Here is a 22125-nt window from a genome sequence, read left to right on the forward strand (position 1 = left end):
AAATCAACTACAACCACGCTGCCCGACCAGCACCCGAAAGGCGCTGATCGGTTACGAGTACCGACCGCTGAGCGAGCCGGTGTACTCCGCAGGGCTCGGTGAGCGGGGGCTGGCCGGCACCCGGCTCCTGGACCAGGCCGCCGCCGACCACCCCCGGGTCCGCAAGGTCTGGGTAGACGGCGGCTATCGCCAGCACCTCGTCGAACATGCCGCCACCCTCGGCATCGACATGGAAATCACCGCCCGCAAGCCCGGGACAGCTCCACCGCCGCCTGGCCCGCGACTACGAGACCCTTCACACCCGCTCCGAAGCCGTGATCCACATCGCCATGACCGACCTCATGGCCCGCCGCATCACCAGCGAGAACACCATCTCCTGGCGCGACCCGAGGAAGCCCACCAAACGGACCATCCCGGGATGAACAACAGACGAAAGCGACCTGTCAGGCGAGAACAACCGAGTAGCTGTCCAGGGTGACCCAGGTGATGTCGTTGGCGGTGGTACCGCCGAACACGGTGATTTTTCCGGAGGTGTTGACCTCTACGCGGCAGGAGTTGATGCCGAGGGAGTTGTTGCGCGGACAGACTCCGCGCATCAGCTTCGGCACCGTTATCGCCGCCGGCAGGCTGCCGACCACGGTGTCACCTGTGAATGCACAGGTGAATCCGCCGCGCATCTGCAGGAAATCCGTACCCGCGATCCTCACGACTCGGGCGGCCGGGACATCTGCGGCGGCGGTGACTCCCGCTCCCAGAACGAGCGGCTGCCAGTCGTGGACGACGCTGATGCCGCCGGGGACGTCGGCCGCGGAAGCGGAAGTTGCGAGCATAGGGGCGCCGACCACTGCCGTGGGGACGGCGAGGGCGGCGGTGAGCAGTGCGCGGCGGCTGGTGTGGCTATGGGGCATGGCTGGTCCTCCAGGATCGTACGAATGGTTGGCGAGTGTGCGGGTGCGATGGCAGGCTGTCAGCTCCAGGCTGCCGAGAAGTTGTCGAGGCCGATCCAGGAGATCCTGTTGTCGGCGGTGGGACCGAAGACGGAGAGTTTGCCGTCGGCGTTGGCCTCCACCCGGCAGACGCAGCGGCCGTCGTGATTGTTGCGGGTGGCGTTGGCCCTGACCGTGCGGCTGGGGGTCAGCGGCGGCGGGAGCTGGGCGAAGGGGCCTTCGGCGGTGATGTCGCAGTCGAAGCCGCCGCGAAGCTGGAGGTAGGTGGTCCCGGCCAGGTCCACCAGGCGTCCGCGAGGGCTCATCAGACCCGTCTGCGGGGTTGCTCCGGAGACGCCCGTGATGGCGGTCCAGTCCGTCAGCAGCTTCACGCCCTGTACCGGAGCGTCCGTCGACAGGAAACAGATCGTCTCCTCGCGCGGGGTGGTGTGGCTGCCGCTGAAACCGAACAGCAGACGCGCCTCATCGCCCATCGGCTCGATACACAGGCCCTCCGGCTCCCGACGGTCCAGTCCGGGCACGGCGGTGATGTGCTGGGGTCCCGCGGCGACGGAGCCGTCCGTCCAGGACAGGGCGGTGAGGTGGGCATTGTTCGCATTCGGGCTGCCCGTGTAGACGTAGAGATACTCACCGAGCGACGCGAACCCCTGGGGGGTGGGGGTGTCGTAGTCCGCGAAGAACTCCCCACTGCCCATACGTAGCTTGATCGTTCTCGTCGCGGTCCAGGTGACATCGCCGGTGACCGGGGCAATGGGGTACTGGCTGAAGAAGACCTCCTTAGCGCTGTTGATGTATCGGATGGTGAGGCGGTTGTAGACGGGATCGACGTTCGGGGACGTCTGCGTGGCGTCCGGCGTGGGGCGAAAGGGCGCCGAGACTTCGGGCGAGGTCATGGTGAACGTCTGCCCGGGACGGTAGGGGACCCGGGCCACGCGGGTACCGTAGTCACCGGACATCGGCCCTGCGTCCGTCCAGAGATGGGTCGTGCCATCGATGTGCTGCGCGCCTATCTGGTTCCCGTGGCCGAAACCAGTGAGGTGCATATTGTCGATCGGCCGCCCGGTCTTGCGGTCGATGCGGTAGACGCACAGGTTCCCGTCCGACAGCGCGCCCCGTACCTGCACCACGAAGAGCTCGTGCGTGACCGGGTCGACCGCCATGGCCTGCCCCGCCCGCGTATGTGTCTCATGGTTCAGCGGCGTACCGCTGAGAATGCGGCCCCAGGGGCCAGCCAGGTCTATGAGTTCAGAATGTGCCACGAGGAAGGTCCCTCCCTTGCGGTCCCGCGTGGACCGCACGACAAGATCGTATGCCGTACAGATCCGACACCTGGGGTCACACTGCCGACTACCGTCGCGCGCCCACGATGGCGCGAAAGTACAGCCCTTGGCCTATCTCGGCTTCCAAGCGTCGGCCTGAGACGATCGTTCGTCGATCGTCGGATAGAGGTTCCGACGCCCACCTTCGCGAAGAAGTCCTCCATCAGCGCCCTTCCCCTGCAGCTGTCCTTGGATGTCCTGCCCATCCTCCCGGCGCCAGAGCCCGCGGACAGCCGGTCAGGTCGCCGCGATTACACCGGTCAGGGAGTGTCGCCGGTGTACTGGAAGCGGCAGACGATTCCCGGGCCCGGTTCGCGGGGATCGCCGGGGCGCGGGTCGTACAGCGCGCGGCTGCCGGGCCACTTCGACAGCTCGGTGGTCAGGGCGGCGCCGTCGTCGACCTCCTCCGGCAACCAGCCGTGGATGTCCAGCAGGAGGCCGTCCAGCGGGCCGCCGATGAGTTCGGCGTGGGTCCGGTCCGGCCGCGGGCCCGGGTCGGGGTCATCGTGGTCGCGGCCGTAGACCCGGCCGCGCAGCAGCTGCTCGTCACCGTTCATACCGGTCAGCCTCCCAGGCACCACCGACAGCCGGAGTGCGTCGGGCACGGACCGCCTGCGCACTGGGAGGATGAGGCACGAGGCAGTGAACCCTTGATCTTGTTCGGATCAGGGGGCCCGACTGGCCTTCCGAAGGGTCAGGCGCAGGGGAGCCGTTCCGGAACGTTCCACTCCAGCTGGACCCCACCGCGTATCTGCTCGACGAGCTGGGAGACCTGGGTGGCCCTCACCTCCCTCTGCGTGTAGTGCAGCAGGGCACGGTACGTCCAGTAGAAGAGCTGTCCGTCCGTCATCGTGTCCGCCTCCTCCTGGAGCCGGTCGAGTCGCCGTGCGGTCTCGGCAGCACGACGCAACGCCGCGTCTGCGAGCACTCCGCCGACGAACCCGTCCTGGACGTGGAGACCTTCCTCGAGGATCTTCACGGTGCCGTTCCTTTCCCCTCGGTCTCCGGCCCGTCTTCGCGGTGAAGACGTACGTGCCGGAGCTGAGTGCCCGGGAACGTACGACACCGCCACGCCTACCGTCGCGTCCTGTCCGGCCCCGGTCGTCGCAGAACCCAGTCCCCTGGGCAAGCCGTCCAGACGGGAGGCTTGCCCGAGTCCATCTCCGGCATACCCACCCCGCTGGGAGAGGGGCTTGACCGGTCCGGAACGGAATCGCGAGAACCAGTTGCCGCCGCTCAGCGGCCGGCGCCTCCATGTCCGGGGCCGGGCTGCTCGGGACGCTGTCCGTGCTGCTGGTCCTCGAGGACCGGCTTGGGAGCGGGATCTTCGGGACGACCGGAGTAGCGCTCGCGGAGTGCCTTGCCGCGTGTGGTCATCTCCTCGATGCGGGCCTGGATGCTGCTCACCTGCTCGGCGGTCAGGTCCTGCGTACCCTTCCTGGCACACGCCTCCTGGAACGCCCGCAGCGCCCTCATGTAGTCCGCTGGCTCGCCCTCAGCCTTCGGCTCCTCGGCATCGGCATCGGTGTCGGTGTCGGGGAAGGGGAGGAGGAGTTGCTCGGGCATCGCGGCCTGCTGGTGCGCGGTGACGCCGTCGTAGTACCGGGCGCGTCCCATACGGCGGGCGGTGCGCAGCTCGCGGGTGAGGGCGGTGGAGACGATGCCCGCGCGGTCGTAGCGCGGCGGTATACGGGGGATGTCCCACTCCCCCGGCTCCACCGGCAGGGCCGGGGCACCCGCGGTGGTGAGGTCGGCCGGAGGCCGGTGGTCGGCGTCGGGGCCTGGCTCCGGTGAGCGTCGGCGGGTGTGGGTCGGGTCGGGGTGGGCCCAGCGGGCGGTGTAGAGGCGGTAGTCCGCCAGCAGGCCGCGTACGGTTTTCGGCTCGCTGATGTCCAGGCAGTGCGAAGCGATGGCGGCGTTCACGGTCTGCTCGTCCAGGCCGGGTCCGCGGCGGCGGCCGCGCTGGACCAGGGCGAGGAAGCGGCGGGCCTCGGCGAGCAGGTGGCGGCGGTGGAAGTACCCGTTGTCGCTCATCACGAACACCATCGCGGCGACACCGAGGGCCGCCTGGGCGACGTCCAGGCTCTCGGCAACGCGGGCTCGGATCGCGGCGGCCGCGGCCCGGGCCCGCTCCAGCAGCGTGTCGACGAGGTGGGCGGCATCCCCGAGGAACGCCTCGCGCTCGCCTCCCAGTCGGCGCGGAGCTGGGCGAGGGAGCGGGCCTTGGGCTTCGGCGGGCGGGTCTTGCGGGCGGCGATCCGGTCCAGTTTTGTGCGGGCCTTCTCGGAGACGACGGGCGCGAACTTGAGGTTGCCGTCCTCGTCGACCGCGGTGACGTACTCGTGCTCCAGCTCCTGGCGGCACAGGTCGATATCCCGGCCGCGCTGGGACATCCAGCCGATCAGTTCGTGCGGTACTCCGGCTATCTCCATCACCGGTCGGCGCCCGGCGCTGACGGTGCGCGGCTCGGACGCCAGGCCCAGCGGCTCGCACACCTCGGCCATCAGCAGTTCGTTGTAGAGAGAGGAGGCCGCGACGGTGTTCTCGTAGAGGACCGTGGAGTGGACCGCGCCCCACTTCCTGTCCGGGCGAAGGCCCCGCAGGGACACAAGGACGTGGTCGTGGAGCAGCGGGGTGCCGGCTCTCGACTGGTAGTGGCGGAAGCGGGCGGCGGCCGGGCCGTGGACGGGCCGGGTGAGGTAACGGCCTTGGGCGCCGGTGCGGAGGGTCGAGGCGTTGTCCTCGATCCAGGTGAGGACGGTCTCGATCGCCCGCTCGTGCGCGGCCTCGATCAGCAGCCGTGTTTCCTCGTCGCCCAGCGCCCACGCCAGCTGCACCGTCGGCTGCGGGCGGAAAACCAGGTCCATCCCCGTGACCTCCACGGCCCGACCCAGTGCCCCGGCCCCCGCCAAACGGCTGCCGGCTCCTTCCCGACGGCGAGTTGCTCGGCGACGAGCCGGTCGGCGTGCGGGTGCCGGCCTTCACCGAACAGGTGGCACAGCTCGTCCTCGGTGACGATCTCCCCGGCGCGCAGGCCGACGTCGGCCAGGCCGCGCCCCATCCACCGGCCGGGCGGGACACCCGCCTGCGCCTGAGCCGTGACGAGCGGTGTACGGGCGGGGCGGAGGCTGTCGCCGACGGCGACCTCACGCTTGAAGTAGCGGTGCATCTGCCCGCGCTTGATCGGCCTGATATCCATCATGACGACCACGTCACACCGCTCTGACCTGCAAGGAAAGGCCGATCCAGTGCACGTCCCGGCATGCGGGAAGAGGTATTCGACTTTCTCGGCCGCGTCCCGCCGGGCGGGAAGTGGCCCCGGCCGCCGGAAGTGTCATCGCTCTCCGGCACCGCCCCAACCCGGTAACTGACACCCATCAGCAACCAGCACGTGTCCTGTAGCGGCTGCCCTTGCATAGGTCAGTTGGATCTTGCAACTGCGTTGCGCGAACTGGAGCGACCGGGTGAGAGTTCGATGTCCGCTGCCGCTCGGAGGACCAGCCTCCGGCCCACGCGGTGTCGGCGGTCACCAGCTCGAACCCGGCGAGCAGGCCGCCGATGAGGCGGATGGTCACTCCGGTGGCTCCCTCCGGCGGGACTTTCCCACCTCCCCCCCCTGGGGCGGCCCGGTACCGGCAGGCCAGCACCGGGAAGCTGACGACTTCGCGCGTCGCCGACGACTGGCGGCGGAAGGCACGGCGGCACCTGCGCGGCATGCTGCCGCTCCGGGCGCGGTCGGCCTCACCGCATTTGTGCGACCCGGGTCACCGGCGCGGCCGCCGCCGCAGTCGCAGGAGCGTCGCGGTCAGCTCGGGCAGCTCCTTCACCACGGCGACGGTGTCGGTCCGGTGGGCGCGGAACAGCGCCGCCACGCACACGAGGGACGCGCACAGGATGCCGAACGCGATGACGAGCAGCGGCAGCAGGAACAGCGGGTCGATGGGCATGGGTGTCCTCCCAGTGTTCGAAAAGGGGTCCGCCCGTCCCCGATGGGGGGCGGGCGGACAGCGTTGGACGACCGCCGGGGGAGCCCGCATGTCCTCCGCCCCGCTCACCGGGGCGGATCGGAAAGGGCCGGGCGGCGGCATTGAGGTGAGAGGGAGTCGAACGCCCGATGCCTCTCCACTTAGTTATGGGGGGCGTGTGACGCGGCAGCGATCATGAGACCTGCCCAGGAGGGTTCGACTGGCGGGAAGACGGCCGTTGGACCGGCTCCATCGCCGGCTTGCCCACCACGCCGGGAAGGGCTTGCTCAGGTCAGCAGTGGAAGTACGAGAACCCGCGGCCGGCCTTCTGCTGGGCAGGACCTGGCCCTCCTCCTGCTGCCCGGGCCCAGCCGACCATGCCTGCTCTATTTCGTCCTTCGCCCGCCGGTCGCAGTCCCCGCACAGACCCGGCAGGGCGCGGACGGCTTTCGGGCGCCTACGCGGCATCGCCCTTTCTGATCGTCATGACGTCACCCTGATCACCGCGCAGCTATCGGGCGCTCTTGTCGTATCCAGTCTTGTAACACAGGGGGTCAAACCTGACACGCTTCGCCGCCATCGCGATCGGCGACAGCAGCAGCAACAGCGAGATTGCTTCGGACCGTTTCCGTCAGCGGATGGTCCTCACCCAGCACGCGCACCGCGTCGGTGAGGGTCTGTTCGTACAGCTCGATGGCCCGGCCCAGGTCCCCGGCCGACCGGTAGGCGTAAGCGAGGTTGTTACGGGAGGCCAGGGTGGAGGGGTGGTCCTCACCCAAAACACGGACCCGATCGGCGAGTGTCTGCTCGTACAGGGTGGCTGCCCGGCCCAGGTCCCCAGCCGACTCATAGGCGGCGGCAAGGTTGTTGCGGGAGGTCAGGGTGTCAGGATGGTCCTCACCCAGCACACGGACCCGATCGGCGAGCGTCTGCTCGTGCAGAGGCACGGCGCGGCCAAGGTCCCCCGCCGACTCGTACGTGGCCGCGAGGTTGTTGCGGGAGGTCAGGGTGTCGGGGTGGTCCTCACCCAGCACACGGACCCGGTCGGCGAGCGTCTGCTCGTGTAGGGAGATGGCCCGGTCCAAGTCCCCCGCCGACTTGTACGTGGAGGCAAGGTTGTTGCGGGAGGTCAGGGTGTCGGGGTGGTCCCCGCCCAGAACCCGAACCATGTCAGCGAGGGTCTGCTCGAACAGGGGGATCGCCCGGCCAAGGTCCCCCGCCTCCCGGTAGGTGTAGGCGAGGTTGTTGCGGGAGGTGAGGGTGTCGGGGTGGTCCTCACCCAGCACACGCTCGGAATCGGCGAGGTTCTGCTCGTACAGGGGGATCGCCCGGCCAATGTCCCCCACCGCCTGGTAGGCGGCGGTGAGGTTGTTGCGGGAGCTGAGTGTGTCGGGGTGGTCCTCGCCCAGCACACGGACCCGGTCGGCGAGCGTCTGCTCGTACAGGGGCACGGCGCGGCCCAGGTCCCCCGCCGACTTGTAGGCGGCGGCAAGGTTGCTGCGGGAGATCAGGGTGGAGGGATGGTCCTCACCCAGCACACGGACCCGGTCGGCGAGCGTCTGCTCGTACAGGGGCACGGCGCGGCCCAGGTCCCCCGCCGACTTGTACGCGAAGGCGAGGTTGTTGCGGGAGATCAGGGTGGAGGGATGGTCCTCACCCAGCACACGGACCCGGTCGGCGAGCGTCTGCTCGTGTAGGGAGATGGCACGGCCCAAGTCCCCCACCGACTTGTACGCGAAGGCGAGGCTGGTGCGGCAGGTCAGGGTGTCGGGGTGGTCGGTTCCCAGCAGCCGCTCGGTGTCGGCGAGGGCACGCTGGAGGTAGCTGGTCGCGCGGGTGAGATGGCCCTGGTGTTCGAGGAAGATCCCAGTGTTGTTGAGGATGCTCGCGGTGGTGACGGTGGTGTCGGGGGGTGCATGGTCGGCCAGGGCGTCGATGTGGGGGAGCAGCGCACGCCAGGCGGGCCAAGTCTCGGGGTTGTCCCAGGTCGCGGGCAGGCCTGAGTGCAGTCGGGTGGTGGCGTGGGCGCAGGCACTGTCGACAAGTTGGGGGGTGCGGTGGGGGTCGTCGGGGTCGATGGTGCGAGCGAGGGCTTGGACGAGCCGGTGGACGGCCAGGGTGTCGGTGGCGGGGTCGGGTGTCACCAGGCTGTAGGCCGTCAGGAGGCCGAGTGCGGCCTGCAGCGTCGGCGGGTCGGCCAGGCCGTCCAGGAGGGTGACGGGGATCTGCTCGGGGGCGTACCAGGCCAGGATCCGGAGCAGGTCTGCGGCCAGGGGCTCGCGTTCGGTGATCTGGTTGAGGGTGATGTGCCAGATCCGGGCGATGGTGCGCTCGGGTGAGGTGACGCCGACGGCGCCTTGCTGGTACATCGCTGCCGGGTACTGACGGAGCATGGCGAGGTAGGCGCGGGGTGTGGTGAGTGGGCTCTGCGCCAGGTAGGCGGCTGCCTGTTCAACGGCCAGGGGCAGGTGGCCGAGTTCGGCGCACAGTTCGGCGGCGCCGTCCAGGTCCCGGGGGCCTGCCGCGGTGGTGATGCGGGTGAGGAGGTCCAGGGCTTCGGTCTCGTCCAGGACGTCCAGGCGTACCACGGTGGGGATGCCGTGCCAGGGGGTGGAGAGGCGGCTGGTGATCAGGAAGCGTCCCCGCGTCCCGGCGCGAGCAAGGAGCGGGGTGATGTCGGCGGGGTCGTTGACGTTGTCCAGGATCAGCAGCCAGCCGGTATGGCTGGCCAGCCACTGCATGGCCCACTCCGCCAACGCCTCGATCGGCAGGACGCCGGAAAGGGCCGGCTGCAGGGCTCCGGCGAGATCGGCCAGTCCCTCCTGCACACCGGCGGGACTGTCGGCCGTGATCCATCGGACCGGGGCGCTGCCGTGGGCGCGGGTGGCCGCCCAGTGCGCGGCCAGGGTGCTCTTCCCGATCCCGCCCAGCCCCGCCACCGCCTGCACCACCGCCCCACCCGGGCCGGCAAGCGCCGAATCCAGCCGCTCCAGCTCGCGGGTACGGCCGACGAACAGGCCAGGACGTACCGCCAGCGTGTCCAGCCCAGCCGGAGTGCTTACCTCGGCAGGCGGCCGCAGCGCCTCGGCTGGCAGGGAAACCGCCCGGGCGTGGTCCCCGGTCAGCACGGGCCCATAGCTGTTTCGCCCGATCGCGACAGCCCGCTCGGCACTCGCCTCCACCCGCGAACCGGGACCGGAGGCGGGCGGCTCCGGATGCTCCCCGGTACTGCGGAAAGGCCACTTCACGAGTTCGGGCTTCCGGGCCGGGCACCGGTGGAGAGCAGGCCGGAGCTGTTCCCACCGATGGCGATCGACGCCACCACCCACCTTTGGTTCCACCCCATGCCGTCCCCAACCTCGCCAACCATCCGTGTCCACCCCCACCATCGCAGCAACACCCCGACTGCGAATGACGTTGACACTGAACCAGGCCAGTCGCCATCGCGTCGAACGCCTCTCTACGCACCGACCGGTCGTGCTGCGCACGGTCACATTCATTCAGAGCCGCGAAGTAGCCATGCCAGACGTGCGCGGGTTAGTGCGGGTCGACTTCACAGGAGGACCGTCGGTGTGCTCGTGCCCTGCCGGCCGAGCGCACGGGGTGACGCCGAAGGGGTTGCGGGCAAACCCGTTGCAGACTCGGACGGGCTCCTTCGACGTGGCTCGGGGAACAGCCGACGCGAGGCGGCCGCGGCGGAGCTCGGCCAGGACGTCGGGGTAGCGACGGCCGGAGGCACGGGCGCGATCACGGGCGCTGCGCTTGAAGTGGTCGCTGCCGGTCTTGGTCATGGTCGTCTCCACGGCGGGATCCCACGCTTCCCGCCGGACGTCACATGAAGGCTGCCGGGCAGGACGATGAATCAGTTCTCTGCGCGGGACCCGGTATCGGTCCTGGTCCGGCGGTGCTGCCCTCGTGCGGCGTGGGCGCGGGGCGGCGGCGGAAACGGCGGTTCGCGGCATGCCGTGTCGTGCAGAACCACGGTACCGGCTCCCACCGACAGCACGGCGCGTCTCCACTGAATCGACGGCCCCGCCCCGTGTCGGCTCCTCATGGCAGGATCCGCCCTACGAGTGACTGGGGGATCGCCCTCATCGCCGCGGTGTCGGCTGCGGGAGCGCTCAGCGCCTCAGAACGAAATGCGCCATGACCGACGGTCTCGGCCAGTTCCGTGCCCGAGCATTGTGGACACCGGGGCACGACACGGACGATCCCACCATGGCGATGTGGGAGACGATCCTCGCGACGGTCACCGGCCTCAGCGGAGCCGGGCTGGGCGCGGCTGGTGCCCTCTGGGTGCAACGGGCGAAACGCCGTGACGATGTCGCCATGGCCGAATGGGCAGCGCACCGAGTGATCGACAAGCTGGCTCTGGAGAATGTTGATCTTCGCCAGGCGTCCTGTCCGGCTGCCTCGCCTGTTCGCTGTACTGGACGCCGACCTCGACTGCCGCCGATGGCGGGCGGTCACAGGACCAGGACCACGTCCCGGCACACGTACCCGGTTGTCGGCGAGTAGACCTCCACCGTCCATCGTCCGGGGCCGGACTGCAGCTCGGCTCGGAAGGCGCCGTCACCGCACGGCGCCATCTCCACGTCCTCCCCATGCGTGCCGTCCTCGGCCAATCGGCGAACCCGGAGCCGCATGGCGGCGTCGGCATCGGTCGCCCACACCTCGAACGATTCGCCTGCCACGGCGACGTCGGGCAGTTCGACGCCGACGGGGTGGTCGGAGCTGAGTAGCCGGGCGAGCGGCATGTCGTGGCAGATGCGCCTGAGTTGCTCGACGGCCCCCTCGGCGTTGACGAGGTCTGCATGCCTGCTGTCTAGCCACAGCGCGCGGCCCAGAGAGCTCCACTCAGGCGGGATCTGCGCGAAGGCCGCCACCGTGCCGTCCCCACGGTACGTGAGGGACCGGTCGTCGGGGTCGACGGATCCCGTGAAGTCGGAGTGGAACGTCAACCTGCCCTTCGCGGAGAAGGACACCGCCTGATCGGTGCGGTGTCTGTCGCCGCCGAAGGCGTGCAGAGCGTAGCGGTCCCGTCCGTATTGTTCGTCGTTGATTCGGACAGCCATCCGGATCTCTTCGAAGAAGGCGAACGAATCCTCGATCGTCCGGCGGTCGATCCCCTCGACCGGCACTCGATTGGCAAGCCGGGTCCTGCCCTCCTCAGGGTCGAGCACCACCCGATACGTCGGGATCAGCTGCCCCAGCGAGGGGTACGTCGAACAGACCTCGTGGACCCACTCGTTGAGCGGTCCAGGTACCCAGCGCGCTCGGCCGGTCAGGAACCTCAGCGCCTTCACGCTCCCCGAGTAGGGTGTGCCCAGCGTCGTGACCGACCGGGTGTTCCTCCATCCGCCGACAACCTCGGTGTAGTATCGCACGACGAGGCCGCCCATCGAGCGGCACACGAAGACCACCTTTGCGTGGCGCGCGCCCGGATGAAGTCCGGGGTCGGCCGTCGTCCGCCAGCGCTCCAGCCGCTCCTCGACGAACCGCTCCAGCTTCGCGGCCGTGTTGCGGTTGCTGAGGCGCCAGTCGTACGGGAAGACGGCGAACTGCTCCTGCGTGAGATCGAGGCTCTGCCGGAGGCCGGCGAAGCCGGTGTCGGAGACCAGGCCGGGCAGCAGGCGGGCGCTGGGGATCACGCGCCCCACATCCAGGGCGTGGGGCGGTTCCGGGTCGGCGTCCCCGATGCCCTCCTGGAGCCTGAGCACCTCCTTCGTCCTTCTCGGCCCGAGGACGCCTCCGAGCGTCTGGAGGGACACGTCCCAGACGTCGAGCCCGTCCCGGGTGAGGGCCGTGCCCATGATGCCGGGGACCAGGACGACGAAGTCGTCTCTCACGAGACGCTCTCCTCTCTCCTCGGGGCGGAAGCAGGCCCGCGCTGTCTGCCCACCCGGGGCGCTGCCACGTCCTCCTCGACGCGCCAGGGCAGGGCCACCTGGTCGCAGCGGATGCTCTTCTGCGCGATGCCCTGGATCATCAGCGTGATGTGGTGGCCGTCGTAGACCGAGTCGACGTTCGTCACGTGGTAACCACGGGACTCCATCGGTTCCAGCGCCTGCTCCCGCCGTACGTCCCAGAGCAGGAGGCGGCCGGAGCCCCGGCTCCAACCGATGAGCAGGGGAAGCTCCGGCGGTCCGGCGAAGGCGAGCCCGTCGAGCGGTTCACCGGGCTGCTCGGGTAGCGAGGTCGACACCTCGTTGCCGCTGTCGCACCGGACGATCTCCACCGTATATCTCGTCGCGTAGGCCACCAGGGGAACCGGCCGGACGACCCGTCTGAGCACTCCGGTCGCGACGGCCCTGGCCCCGGCGCAGTGCACCGGTTCCGGCAGCGTGTCCGGCCGGTCGAGGTTCCACACCCGGACGGCGTCGCCACCCCACAGGGACAGCCAGGACGGCCCGCCGGGCACTCCCACCCGCTGCAGCTTCTGCACGGCGCCCGACGCCCTCAGGACGAAAGTGCGGCCTTCCCGCCAAGGGCCGCGCCCGGGGCCCTCGCGCTCCCATGTGATGACTTCCTGCACAGATGGCCACATCAGGTACGTCCGGCCCTCCTCCGTGACGGAGACGTCGAGGGAGGACGCCGCTACGTCGTACGCGCCCGGCAGGTCGAACTCCTCCGTCTCCAGGAGTTCGAGACTGGGCCCGAGGCTCCACAGCAGCACGTGCCGGTACCCGGCCGCCACGACCTTCCAGCCGTCACCGGCCTTGGTGACGGCGAGCGCGCCCACCTGGTGCGGGTGCGGGAGCCGCGGCCCGGCGACGATTCGGCCGTCCGTCGTGTGCAGGCTCGTCAGCACGTCGGAGCCCTGCGAGCGGGCGAGGAGCACGGTGCCGTCGGAGCGGCGCGCCATCCGCAGCTGCGGTTTGTCGGCCAGGCGGCCCCGGACGGGTTCGCGGGCGGTCCCCCCGGCCCCGAAGGGGGCGTGGGGCTCCCAGATCTGGAGGCGGGTGTCGTCCGCGACCGCGAGGCGTCCGCTCCCCGAGGGGTCGAAAGCCAGGGACTTGTGCCCGTGGTCGCACGGCAGGGGCACGTGCTCCCTGCCCGACGCGTCCCACACCTGCGCCTGGGCGTTCTCCTGTACAGCGGTCAGCACACCGTACGGGCCGTGCCCGAGGGCTACGACCCGGCCCGCGGTGCGGGAGCGGAACCGCAGTTCCGCCTCACCCTGGAAGAGGTCCTCCATGTGCCAGACACGGAGGGTGTGGCCGTCAAGGGCTGCGACCACGGCCCCGGCGCCGTCGCCGGTGGCCAATACCGCCAGCGACCCGACCACTTCGGCGCCGTCGGTCAGGGAACGCGCGTGCTCGAGTCCCGGTCTTCCCAGCCTGAGTCCCCGCACCTCCCGCAAGGTCACTCCCCCGGGCCCGCCCGTGAGCACGCCGACGCGCCCGTCGCGGACGACTGTCGCCACGCAGTTCACCTGCCCGGGGGCGTGGAGCGGCTGTTTGATCCGGCCTCGGACGTAGGCCGAGGAGCTGTCCCACCGCCACACCCACAGGCCGATGCCGTCAGCCACGGCGAGGAAGACGTTCTGGCCGCTGTGCACCGAGTCGACGGCGTTCGTTCTCCCTCCCCAGTGCAGTTCCTCAACCGGGTGCCTGCCCCCGCCCTGCCAGATCCGCACGCACTGGCTGTCGTGGGTCGCGATCACTCGGCTCTCGCCCTGTCCCGACACCGTGAGGCCCCGCTGTCGGGGAGGCGATGACCAGGTGGCCGGGCCCGTGTTCCTGGTCAGGGTCCGGTGTCCTTCAGCGGTCCAGGAGACGATCTCACCGGCGCCCGCCACATGGACGGTCCCGTCGCCAGCCTCCCAGTGCACCGCCAGCGCCCCGCCCGAGGGGGCCGGCCGGCTCCGCCGCAGCGGGAGCCGCTCGGCGCTGCTCCACACATCCTCCCAGAACACGGAAGGCGGTCGCGGCACGTTTCGCAGGAATTCGGCGGAGAACATCGCCAGGGCGGTGGCGCGCAGCACCGCCCACCGTCCTGCGGGGGACGGGTCCCCGCGGAAGTCGTCCGCCACGCGCAGGTAGAGCGCGCTCTGCGGTGTCGTCGCCGACCGGGCAGCGACCAGCGGTTCCAGGACATCGGGCGCGGAGGCCACCAGGAAGTGGTGGTCGGCCACCAGTTCGTCAAGGACGTCGTCCCCGGCCAGGGCCGCGTGCGCCGCCAGATAGTGGACCACGTAGGGTTCCGCCCCCTGCCAGTCCGCGGGCGACTCAGGGATCAGGGCGCGGACCACGGCCCTGTGCCGACGCCTCGTCTCCTCCTCCCCCTGCAGCAGGTGCGCGCCGAAGCTGGGGTGGTGGAGGCGGTAGAGGGGCGTGCCGAACTCGTCGTCCTCGGCGATCGTCACGCCGGTCGCCATGCGGGCCACGTCCACCAGGTCCTCGTGGTCGTACTCCCTGCCGCCCGGGATCCGCACCGCGTTGGTCACGGCGAGCCACACCTCCGGGGGAAGCCCGACGCCCTGCGCGAGCGCGAGGCCCCGCATGAAGTCCTTGAACCGTCCGGGGTCCAGCGGATCGATCCGGTCGAGCTCCTCCGCGAGTAGGAGATCCAGGACGGCCGTGCCGGGCCGCAGTTCCCGGTCGAGCCGGTGCTCCGCAACCGCTTCGGGCAGGAGGAGGAGCCGGCGCGCCCACAGTGTGGCCACGAGGAAGAGGCCGTTGCTGCGAGCCGCGATGTACCGGGCGACGGCACCCCGGGTCTGCACCGCGTCCGGCAGCAGGTTGTAGGGGGAGTTCGCCTCCCCCAGGAGGCGTTCGACGTGGCGGGTGATGTCCTGCTCCACCCCGGCGGACCGGTCCAGCTCCAGTGGCTGTACGCAGTGGAGGACGTCCAGCAGAGACTCGGCAGACGGATCACCTGGGAGGTTGCGGCGGGAGTTCGGGCGGGTGGCGACCACGACCCGCACGCGCGGCCGGGCCGCGAGCGGATTGAGCAGGCTCCTGGCGATGTCGAAGGAGTGACCGGCCGCCGCCTCGTCCAGCCCGTCGAACAGCAGGGTGAGAACGCCCTTGCGTGTGGCGAGCCGCTCGATCTCTTCCACGCACGCGGACGGTGACGGCCGTTCGGCTCCGGTGCTCCCGAACCCCAGCGAGCGCAGGCGTTCAGCCAGTTCGTGGCACAGGGCGGAGAGGGTCTTGCCCCGGCAGTGAACCGCCGCGTTCACCGAGCGCAGCTCGGGCAGGTTCCGCGGCCGGCGGTCCTCGGCCAGGGTGGCCACGAAGTTCTCGTCCGTCAGGTGCGCCACGTAGGACAGCAGGGTGGACTTGCCCGCTCCCGATGCCCCCGTGATCGTGTACATGCCGGTCTCCCGGGTGCGCAGCCAGTCGACTACGTCGGTGACGGCGTGCTGCCGTTCCGTGAAGTCCCGTAGGTGCCATCTGTCGCCTGAATCGGAGAACACCGGCAGTTCGTCCCGCGGGAACTCCCGTCCGATCCAGGACTCGTCGTCCTCTGGCCGCAGGGCGGCGCCAGGTCGGGAACAGTACGGGTTGGCCAGGAACGCAGGGTCCAGGGTGTGCACCTCACGCCAGTCAAGGGCCTGCTCCCCCATCCGGTCCGCCACGCCGAGCATGAGGTGCTGGAAGAAGACCGCGGGCCGCTCCCGGGAGAAGATCCGCTCGCTTTCGCGGACCAGGAAGGCGGGGTTCGAGAGCACCTGCTCCAGGCAGTCCACGAAGTGGCCTTCCACAGCCTTCTGCCGGGACTCGGCGGTGGCGACGACGGCGAACCCGGTCCGAGGGCCCGGGGCCTGCCCCCGGACGTCCTCGAGTCTGTCCCTCACCGCCCGTATCGCTTCGCCCGCGAAGCACGCATCCAGGACGAGCAAGGTGTCCACAGCGTCCTCGGCCAGCCAGGCGACCAGTTCCTCAGCGGCTACAGCCCGGCGGGGGTCGAACCGCCCCTGCTCGTAGCTGTCCTCGCAGGCCAGGTAGAACGTGTCCTCCACAACCTCACCGTGGCCCGTCCAGTAGAGGACCTTCCGTCGTGCCGCCTGCCGGCGGAGCCGCTCCACGAACGCGTGAATCCGTTCGCGCCCCGTGGACAGCGTTCCGTCTGTACTCGTCAGAACCTGCCCGGGCAGGTAGAAGCCAAGGCGGCGCATCTGTTCGACGAAGCGCGCGGCCGTCCCCCTCAGTAGAGGGCGGTCCCTGACTCCCCGCTCGTCTCCGCGATACCGGTCGACGACCACTGTGGCGACCAGGCCGTCGTGCCCCTGTAAGCGCTCCAACCGGAACTCCCCCCGGAGTGGATCCCCGCCACCCTGCCCGAAGGCGGTGCGACCTATGGCAGCCTGACATTGCATCAGAGGCTCGAGTGTGCCGGGTCACACTACTGGACGTCAGGTGAGGGGACCTTATGAATCAGCGCGACGCGTTCATCATTGGGGAGACGGAGACGGACTGCCACATCTTCGAGGGGGACGGCACGCGTCCGATCCGGGAGGAGAACGTCACGGTCATCTACGAGCCCGGTCTGCGCCGGGTGGACCTGCCGGTGAAGGTCCAGCAGTGGCGCCAGGAGATCGAGGCGGAACAGAAGCGCAAGCAGGCGGTCGGAGAGCGCTTCGCGTGGAACAACCCCCGCTTTGCTGTGGAGAGCGTCGTCTCCTCCCGTACCGACGAGACCGAAGAGCCCCAGGTGCGGATCAGCCTGTGCGATGCGGACTACTACGACTTCCTCGCCACCTCCATCAACCTGGACAGGCTTCTGGACGAGGGGGACTCTTCTGCCACGCTCCGCTCGCAGTACCTGACGGACTCCGACCCGGTGGAGGCCCCCTCCTTCCTCTCCTGCAGCTTCGGCGTCAACGTCGCCGTCGAGACCGGCCTTGACGGGCAGATGGTCTTCGCCCGCAGGAGCGTCCAGGTCGAAGGCAAGAACAAGCAGCGCTGGAACTCGTCCGTCAACGAAGGACTCGCCGCCATCCACGACGTCCCGGCGGATGGCACGCCCATCAGCCTCAAGGCCGTAGCGCGGCGCGCGCTCCGCGAGGAACTGGCCGTCCAGGACGAGGACGCCGTCGAGCTGGAACTGCTCGCCTTCGCCCTCGACCTGCACAACCACCAGTGGGCGGCTTTCTACCGCGCCGTGCTCACCGACCTCAGCTCCGCGGACCTCGTCGCCCGCCGCAGCCGGGGCATCGAAGACAAGTGGGAGCACGACCGGTTCAGCTTCGTCCCAGCCGATCCCGACAGTGTTCTCGACTTCCTCCTGGACGAGGATCCCGAGAAGACCTGGACGCCGTGCGCTCCCGCGCTCTTCTACCTCGCCCTGGTCCGGGCCTCCGTCATCGCCCGCGGGGGCGCCCCGTCGGGCCGGTTGGACGTCGAGGCCGCCGAACGCCGTGCGCTGCAGAGGCTCAAAGAGGCCGACTGACCCGGCCCGCCGCGTCGGCGGCTCCGGGTACTCAGAAGATGTTCCGCTCCCGGTGCTGCTGACGCAGCTTCAAGAGCTTGGCCCGCACTTGGTCGGCCGGCAGTCCCCCATCAGCCTGGATCATCAGATCAACCAGGGCGTCCCGGGACTCCATGAACCCGCGCCACTTCTGCTGGGGCTTCAACCATGTGTCCACCGCGGTCATCACGGCCACGATCAGAGCCAGCGCCGGTACCCAGGTGATCAGCCAGTTCCCGTGGCCACCACTCAGGTTCTGGTCGGCGGCCACGATGGCGCTGGCCAGGATCAGCAGGATCCGGCTCAGGTAATACGCGAGACCATAGTTGAAGGTGGCGACCCGCCAGCGCCGGATTTCACGGTTCATCTCCCTGGCAAGGGCCTCGGGCAACCCTGCCACCGGCTGCGCCTCCCCCTCCCGCACCGCGTCGTCGATCACATCGCCCGTACCGTTCTCTGACACGCCTCCCCCTCCGGTAGCTGCACTCCCCCAACTTCCCCGCATCCTTTCAGCCGAAGCCCCTCCGGCGGATCCATCTCCTTTGGCCCGGTCAGGCCGCAACGAGATCGCTATGTCCAACGGCACGGCGCCGCCAGCGAGCATTCCATGATGCCGGTCCGCCTCGGCGTCTCCTTCGCCAACCGGGGGCGCGTCGGGGACGAACTCGCCCTCGCTCCCCAGCTCGTCGACGGCCTGGACCAGCGCTCCGTCACCCTCACGCTCAGGTCCAGGGGCAGCGTAAAGCGGTCTCCGCGGGTGCAGCTGGGAAGGTGACACCTCGAAGGAGGGGACCTCGACAAGCCGGGACGGGCCGTCCGCTTCTCCGCCGCCGTCCCGCACGACCTCCTCGCCGAGACCACCGCCGAGGCCGCTGCCCCCGTCCAGGTCCGTCCCGAGGCTTCCGCCCCCGCGCCACCCCGGTCGGCATCCGCCCCAGCGCTTCCTCCGTCCGCGCGCGTTCAGCGGCCCCGGCATCGTTGAGCGGCGCAGGCCCCGTTCGGCCGAACGGTTGGCAGCGATGCCCAGAGAGGTCGTCGCCGACCGAGTAGCAACCGTGGAGGTAGGTAACTCCGTGGGTGCGGTGGAAGGTCGCCAGCAGCCGGTTGGGACGGCTCTGCTCGGCCCAGCAAGACCCGTCGGTCGGGCGGATTCCCAGTGGCCCGAACTCGTCGAAGGCGAATGTCCGGTCCTGGCGCTCGGTCAGCGCGAATTCGATCCGTTCCAGCCTGGCGTCGGAGTTCGGGTCGGTGGACTCTTCCATGCCTTGGTGCGCTGGAATGTGATGCCGCGGCCCGCGAGCAGGCAGCGCAGGGCTTCGCGGCGGATCCGTACCGGCCAGGTGATGTAGCGCGCACCGGAGCAGCGGCAGTGGGGCATGCGATGACGTCTGCCGGTACAGCGTCCCGCTCAACGCTGATACGGGTGGCTGGCCCGAGGAGTGTCCGTCCGGCGAGGAAGACGGGCAGCCGGTGCCCGGGTGCGGAAAGTGTTATGCCCGGGGCGGGCGCTCGTCTCCTGCTGCGACAACCGCCCACCAGAGCAGCCACACCTGCTCTTGTCCGAGGATGTACCGCATGCGACATGACAAGTCCGACAGGGCCGACACGTTTCCGGACCGCCACACGGTCGAGGCAGCTCGCGACGGGGACGCCGGGGCCGTCGAACGGCTCACCGCAGGCGTCCTGCCGCTGGTCTACAACGTGGTCGGGCGGGCGGCGGAGTCCGACCTCGACGTCGACGACATCGTGCAGGACACCATGGTCGCGGTGATCCGCGCACTGCCGGACCTGCGGGACGCGGCGAAGTTCCGCTCGTGGCTGGTGGCGATCGCGGTCCGCCAGCTCACTGACGCCCGGCGCCGAGCGCGGTCCGGACGGCTGACGACATGGGAGCACGCCGACGAACGGCACGCTCCGGAAGCCGACTTCACGACCCTCTTCCTGCTGCGGCAGTCGCTCTCCGCCGAGCAGCGACAGGTCGCCGCAGCCACCGCATGGCTGGACCCGTCCCACCGCGACCTGCTGTCGCTGTGGTGGCTGGAGGCGTGCGGGCGGCTGTCCCGGAAGGACATCGCGGCGGCCATGAACCTGCCGACGGCCCATCTGGCGGTCCAGGTCCAGCGGATGAAGGCCCAGCTGGACGTGGCGCGGACGGTCGTCCGAGCGCTGTCCCGCACCCCGCGCTGCGCGGAGCTGACCAAGCTCGCCGGCCCGGACGACCCGACTCCCAGCCCCCTGCTGCGTAAGCGGATCGCCCGGCACCTCCGCTCCTGCGAGCCGTGCGGTCGTTCCGCCGGCAGGCTGGTCCCGCCCGAGCGGCTGCTCGCGGGCCTGCCCCTGCTCGTACCCGGCCGGACGGGAGATCCTGGAGCGGCCGGAGCATCGGGGTGGACCGGGTCGGCGGAGCAGCCCACGCTCGGCGCGTCGGGAAGTCCGGCGGACACCGTCGGCCTGAGCGCGGACGGCCCGGTCGAGGCCGCGGCGGCCGGCGCCGGGGGCCGCCTTCCCCACCCCGTCGGCTCCGTTCGGCCCGCCGCCCACCGGCGGGCGCCCCACGGTCACGGCCGTCGTACGACCGGCCGCCCGCGCGGCGACCACGGTGTGCTCGGCGGGCTCTCCGCCAAGGCGACGGGCGCCACCGTCGCCGCCGGGGTGGCCGCGCTGGCTGTGACAGGCCTCGTCATGGTCCCGTCGGGTGCGAAGTACCCCGTCGGCGCGCGGAGCGCGGCCTCCCAGGCAAGTCCGTCGACGACGACCAGGACGCCCGCCACCACCGCGCCCCATAGCGCCACCCCGCGCACCCCCGGGCCGACCGCCCCCGCGGAGAACCGCAGCCCCGCCCCGTCGCACGTCGTCGCTCGCGTCCTGCACACGTCCCTGCCCGCGAAGACCCCCACCCCCACCTACTTCGTGAGCGCCGGCGGCAGCGACTCCAACCCCGGTACCTCGGCCGGATCACCGTTCCGCACCCTTCAGAAGGCCGCAGACCTCGCCGGCCCCGGTGACGTCGTCGCCGTCATGAACGGCACGTACACCGAGTCCCGCAAGGGATCCAACGTACTGACCGTAAAGCGCTCGGGGCGTCCGGGCTCTCCCATCACCTTCACGGCGTATCCCGGCCACCACCCGGTCCTGCACCCGAGGACTGCCTGGAACGGCATCAGTGTCTACGGCGCGTCCCACATCGTCATCAAGAACCTGGAGGTCAAGGGCAACAACGGCGCTCTGTCCCTGGCCGACGCCGAACGCTCGTCGAGCAAGACCGACCCCACGTACAACACCAACTGCATATCCGTGGAGAAGAACCGGGAGTCCGGCACGTTCCCCCACCACGTGGACATCACCGGCAACCTGGTGCACGACTGTGCGGGAGGCGGGATCTCCGCGATCGAGGCCGACCACGTCGACATCGTCGGCAACCACGTCCACTCCAACGCCTGGTTCACCGTCTACGGCACCAGCGGCATCTCCGTCCTCACCCCCCGCGACACCGGAGGCGGCGACCCCCGGACGTACAGGATCCGCATCACGGGCAACCGCGTCCATGACAACGAGACCAAGGTCAAGTGGGAAGGTTGCCGCTGCTACTCCGACGGCAACGGCATCATCGTCGACACGACGAAGGGCGACCCCGAGCGCGGGAGGCCTGCCTACGACGGACGCGTGCTGGTCGCCGACAACATCAGTTACGACAACGGCGGTTCAGGCATCCACGCCTACAAGAGCCAGCACGTCGACATCGTCCACAACACGGCCTACCTCAACGGTCGCAGCACCCGCATCACAACGCCCTACGCCAACATCTTCGCCCACGACAGCACCGACGTACGGCTCCTGAACAACATCGCCTACGGCCGCCCGGGCCAGGCCACCAACAGCAAGTCCCGCAACGTGAACGTCATGTACGACTACAACGTCTACTTCGGAGGCAAGGCACCCGAGACCAAGGGCCCTCACGACATCATCGCCGACCCGAAGTTCACCGCCCCCGGCACGAGCCCGAACGCGGACTTCCGGCTCACGAAGCGCTCACCCGCCATCGGCTCCGGCATTCCGCTCCCGGCCATGAACGCCGACTTGACCGGGGCGACCCGCGAGGGCAGCGCACCGGACCGGGGTGCGTACAGCTTCGGAGCCGTCGCGGGCGGCGGTGACTCGTCGGCGCAGGGGCAGGAGAGCCCGGACGCGGGTACTGCCGAACCGTCCACTGCCACGGACGCGGGCCCTACGGCCAGTGCGGACACCGCAGACGGCGCGGACACGGCCCACGACGCGGGTGTGACCGGCGGCAAGGGCGCGGAGCCCGGAATGGTCGGTGACGACGGCTCCGGCCTCACGACCCACGGCGGGAACGAACCGCTGGCGCAGACCGGAGGGTCCGACCCGGTGCTTCCGCTGGGCATCGCCGCGGCCGTCCTTGCCGCCGGGGCCGGCCTGCTCGTAGTCGCCCGGCGCAGACGCTCCTGACACGGCCGG

General features: G+C 70.0%; 13 protein-coding genes and 3 pseudogenes. 3 read left to right on the forward strand and 13 right to left on the reverse strand.

Annotated elements, in window-relative coordinates; translation table 11 throughout:
* Positions 1 to 109: 109 nt before the first annotated feature.
* Positions 110 to 422 (forward strand): annotated as a pseudogene (locus ACZ4XX_RS24745) (IS5 family transposase); the annotation flags it as partial.
* A 21-nt stretch (positions 423 to 443) separates the two neighbouring features.
* Here ACZ4XX_RS24745 and ACZ4XX_RS24750 read toward each other — a convergent pair.
* The 11 genes and pseudogenes from ACZ4XX_RS24750 to ACZ4XX_RS24800 form a co-directional block, all read right to left on the reverse strand.
* Positions 444 to 908, reverse strand: coding sequence for a hypothetical protein (locus ACZ4XX_RS24750; RefSeq protein WP_468510053.1), 465 nt, complete (start codon positions 906 to 908; stop codon positions 444 to 446).
* Positions 909 to 967: 59 nt separating this feature from the next.
* Positions 968 to 2245: a phage baseplate protein gene (locus ACZ4XX_RS24755; RefSeq protein WP_468510054.1), complete on the reverse strand. Its 1278-nt coding sequence runs from the start codon at positions 2243 to 2245 to the stop codon at positions 968 to 970.
* A 281-nt stretch (positions 2246 to 2526) separates the two neighbouring features.
* Positions 2527 to 2823, reverse strand: a complete 297-nt coding sequence (locus tag ACZ4XX_RS24760) for a hypothetical protein (RefSeq protein WP_468510055.1) — start codon at positions 2821 to 2823, stop codon at positions 2527 to 2529.
* A 137-nt stretch (positions 2824 to 2960) separates the two neighbouring features.
* A complete protein-coding gene (locus tag ACZ4XX_RS24765; RefSeq protein ID WP_468510056.1) occupies positions 2961 to 3245 on the reverse strand; it encodes a hypothetical protein in 285 nt (94 codons plus the stop codon).
* Between the two features lie 257 nt (positions 3246 to 3502).
* Entirely contained in the window at positions 3503 to 4300 is a 798-nt protein-coding gene (locus ACZ4XX_RS24770; protein ID WP_468510057.1) for a hypothetical protein, read from the reverse strand.
* Positions 4300 to 5178: a MobF family relaxase gene (gene mobF / locus ACZ4XX_RS24775; protein WP_468510058.1), complete on the reverse strand. Its 879-nt coding sequence runs from the start codon at positions 5176 to 5178 to the stop codon at positions 4300 to 4302. Before mobF ends, ACZ4XX_RS24770 begins: the two co-directional genes overlap by 1 nt.
* A 95-nt stretch (positions 5179 to 5273) precedes the next feature.
* Positions 5274 to 5468, reverse strand: a pseudogene (locus ACZ4XX_RS24780) (MobF family relaxase); the annotation flags it as partial.
* Positions 5469 to 6030: 562 nt separating this feature from the next.
* Complete coding sequence (locus ACZ4XX_RS24785; protein ID WP_468510059.1) at positions 6031 to 6213, reverse strand: hypothetical protein; 183 nt, start codon at positions 6211 to 6213, stop codon at positions 6031 to 6033.
* Between the two features lie 572 nt (positions 6214 to 6785).
* Positions 6786 to 9359, reverse strand: coding sequence for a tetratricopeptide repeat protein (locus ACZ4XX_RS24790; protein WP_468510060.1), 2574 nt, complete (start codon positions 9357 to 9359; stop codon positions 6786 to 6788).
* A gap of 1338 nt (positions 9360 to 10697) precedes the next feature.
* Positions 10698 to 12044, reverse strand: coding sequence for an esterase/lipase family protein (locus ACZ4XX_RS24795; protein WP_468510061.1), 1347 nt, complete (start codon positions 12042 to 12044; stop codon positions 10698 to 10700).
* A 32-nt stretch (positions 12045 to 12076) separates the two neighbouring features.
* Positions 12077 to 16267, reverse strand: a complete 4191-nt coding sequence (locus ACZ4XX_RS24800; RefSeq protein ID WP_468510062.1) for an AAA family ATPase — start codon at positions 16265 to 16267, stop codon at positions 12077 to 12079.
* Positions 16268 to 16611: 344 nt separating this feature from the next.
* Here ACZ4XX_RS24800 and ACZ4XX_RS24805 point away from each other — a divergent pair, with 344 nt between their 5' ends.
* Positions 16612 to 17631: a translation initiation factor 2 gene (locus ACZ4XX_RS24805; RefSeq protein ID WP_468510063.1), complete on the forward strand. Its 1020-nt coding sequence runs from the start codon at positions 16612 to 16614 to the stop codon at positions 17629 to 17631.
* Positions 17632 to 17662: 31 nt separating this feature from the next.
* On the opposite strand, the gene ACZ4XX_RS24810 is transcribed toward ACZ4XX_RS24805, so the two are convergent.
* Together ACZ4XX_RS24810 and ACZ4XX_RS24815 are read right to left on the reverse strand one after the other, a co-directional pair.
* The gene (locus tag ACZ4XX_RS24810) at positions 17663 to 18112 is read right to left on the reverse strand and encodes a hypothetical protein (RefSeq protein ID WP_468510064.1); all 450 of its coding nucleotides are present in this window, start codon (positions 18110 to 18112) and stop codon (positions 17663 to 17665) included.
* A 568-nt stretch (positions 18113 to 18680) separates the two neighbouring features.
* A pseudogene (locus ACZ4XX_RS24815) lies at positions 18681 to 18985 on the reverse strand (IS630 family transposase); the annotation flags it as partial.
* A gap of 239 nt (positions 18986 to 19224) precedes the next feature.
* Here ACZ4XX_RS24815 and ACZ4XX_RS24820 point away from each other — a divergent pair.
* Entirely contained in the window at positions 19225 to 22116 is a 2892-nt protein-coding gene (locus ACZ4XX_RS24820; protein WP_468510065.1) for a sigma-70 family RNA polymerase sigma factor, read from the forward strand.
* Positions 22117 to 22125 lie beyond the last annotated feature (9 nt).

This window comes from Streptomyces sp. NPDC029956, from assembly GCF_055574655.1.

Bases quoted from the DNA above. Each gene is read 5' to 3' on its own strand.
- ACZ4XX_RS24795 (WP_468510061.1), bottom strand. From the start codon at position 12,044: ATGGGCACGGCCCTCACCCGGGACGGGCTCGACGTCTGGGACGTGTCC.
- ACZ4XX_RS24760 (WP_468510055.1), bottom strand. From the start codon at position 2,823: ATGAACGGTGACGAGCAGCTGCTGCGCGGCCGGGTCTACGGCCGCGAC.
- ACZ4XX_RS24785 (WP_468510059.1), bottom strand. From the start codon at position 6,213: ATGCCCATCGACCCGCTGTTCCTGCTGCCGCTGCTCGTCATCGCGTTC.
- ACZ4XX_RS24820 (WP_468510065.1), top strand. From the start codon at position 19,225: ATGCGACATGACAAGTCCGACAGGGCCGACACGTTTCCGGACCGCCAC.
- ACZ4XX_RS24770 (WP_468510057.1), bottom strand. From the start codon at position 4,300: ATGAGCGACAACGGGTACTTCCACCGCCGCCACCTGCTCGCCGAGGCC.
- ACZ4XX_RS24750 (WP_468510053.1), bottom strand. From the start codon at position 908: ATGCCCCATAGCCACACCAGCCGCCGCGCACTGCTCACCGCCGCCCTC.
- ACZ4XX_RS24805 (WP_468510063.1), top strand. From the start codon at position 16,612: ATGAATCAGCGCGACGCGTTCATCATTGGGGAGACGGAGACGGACTGC.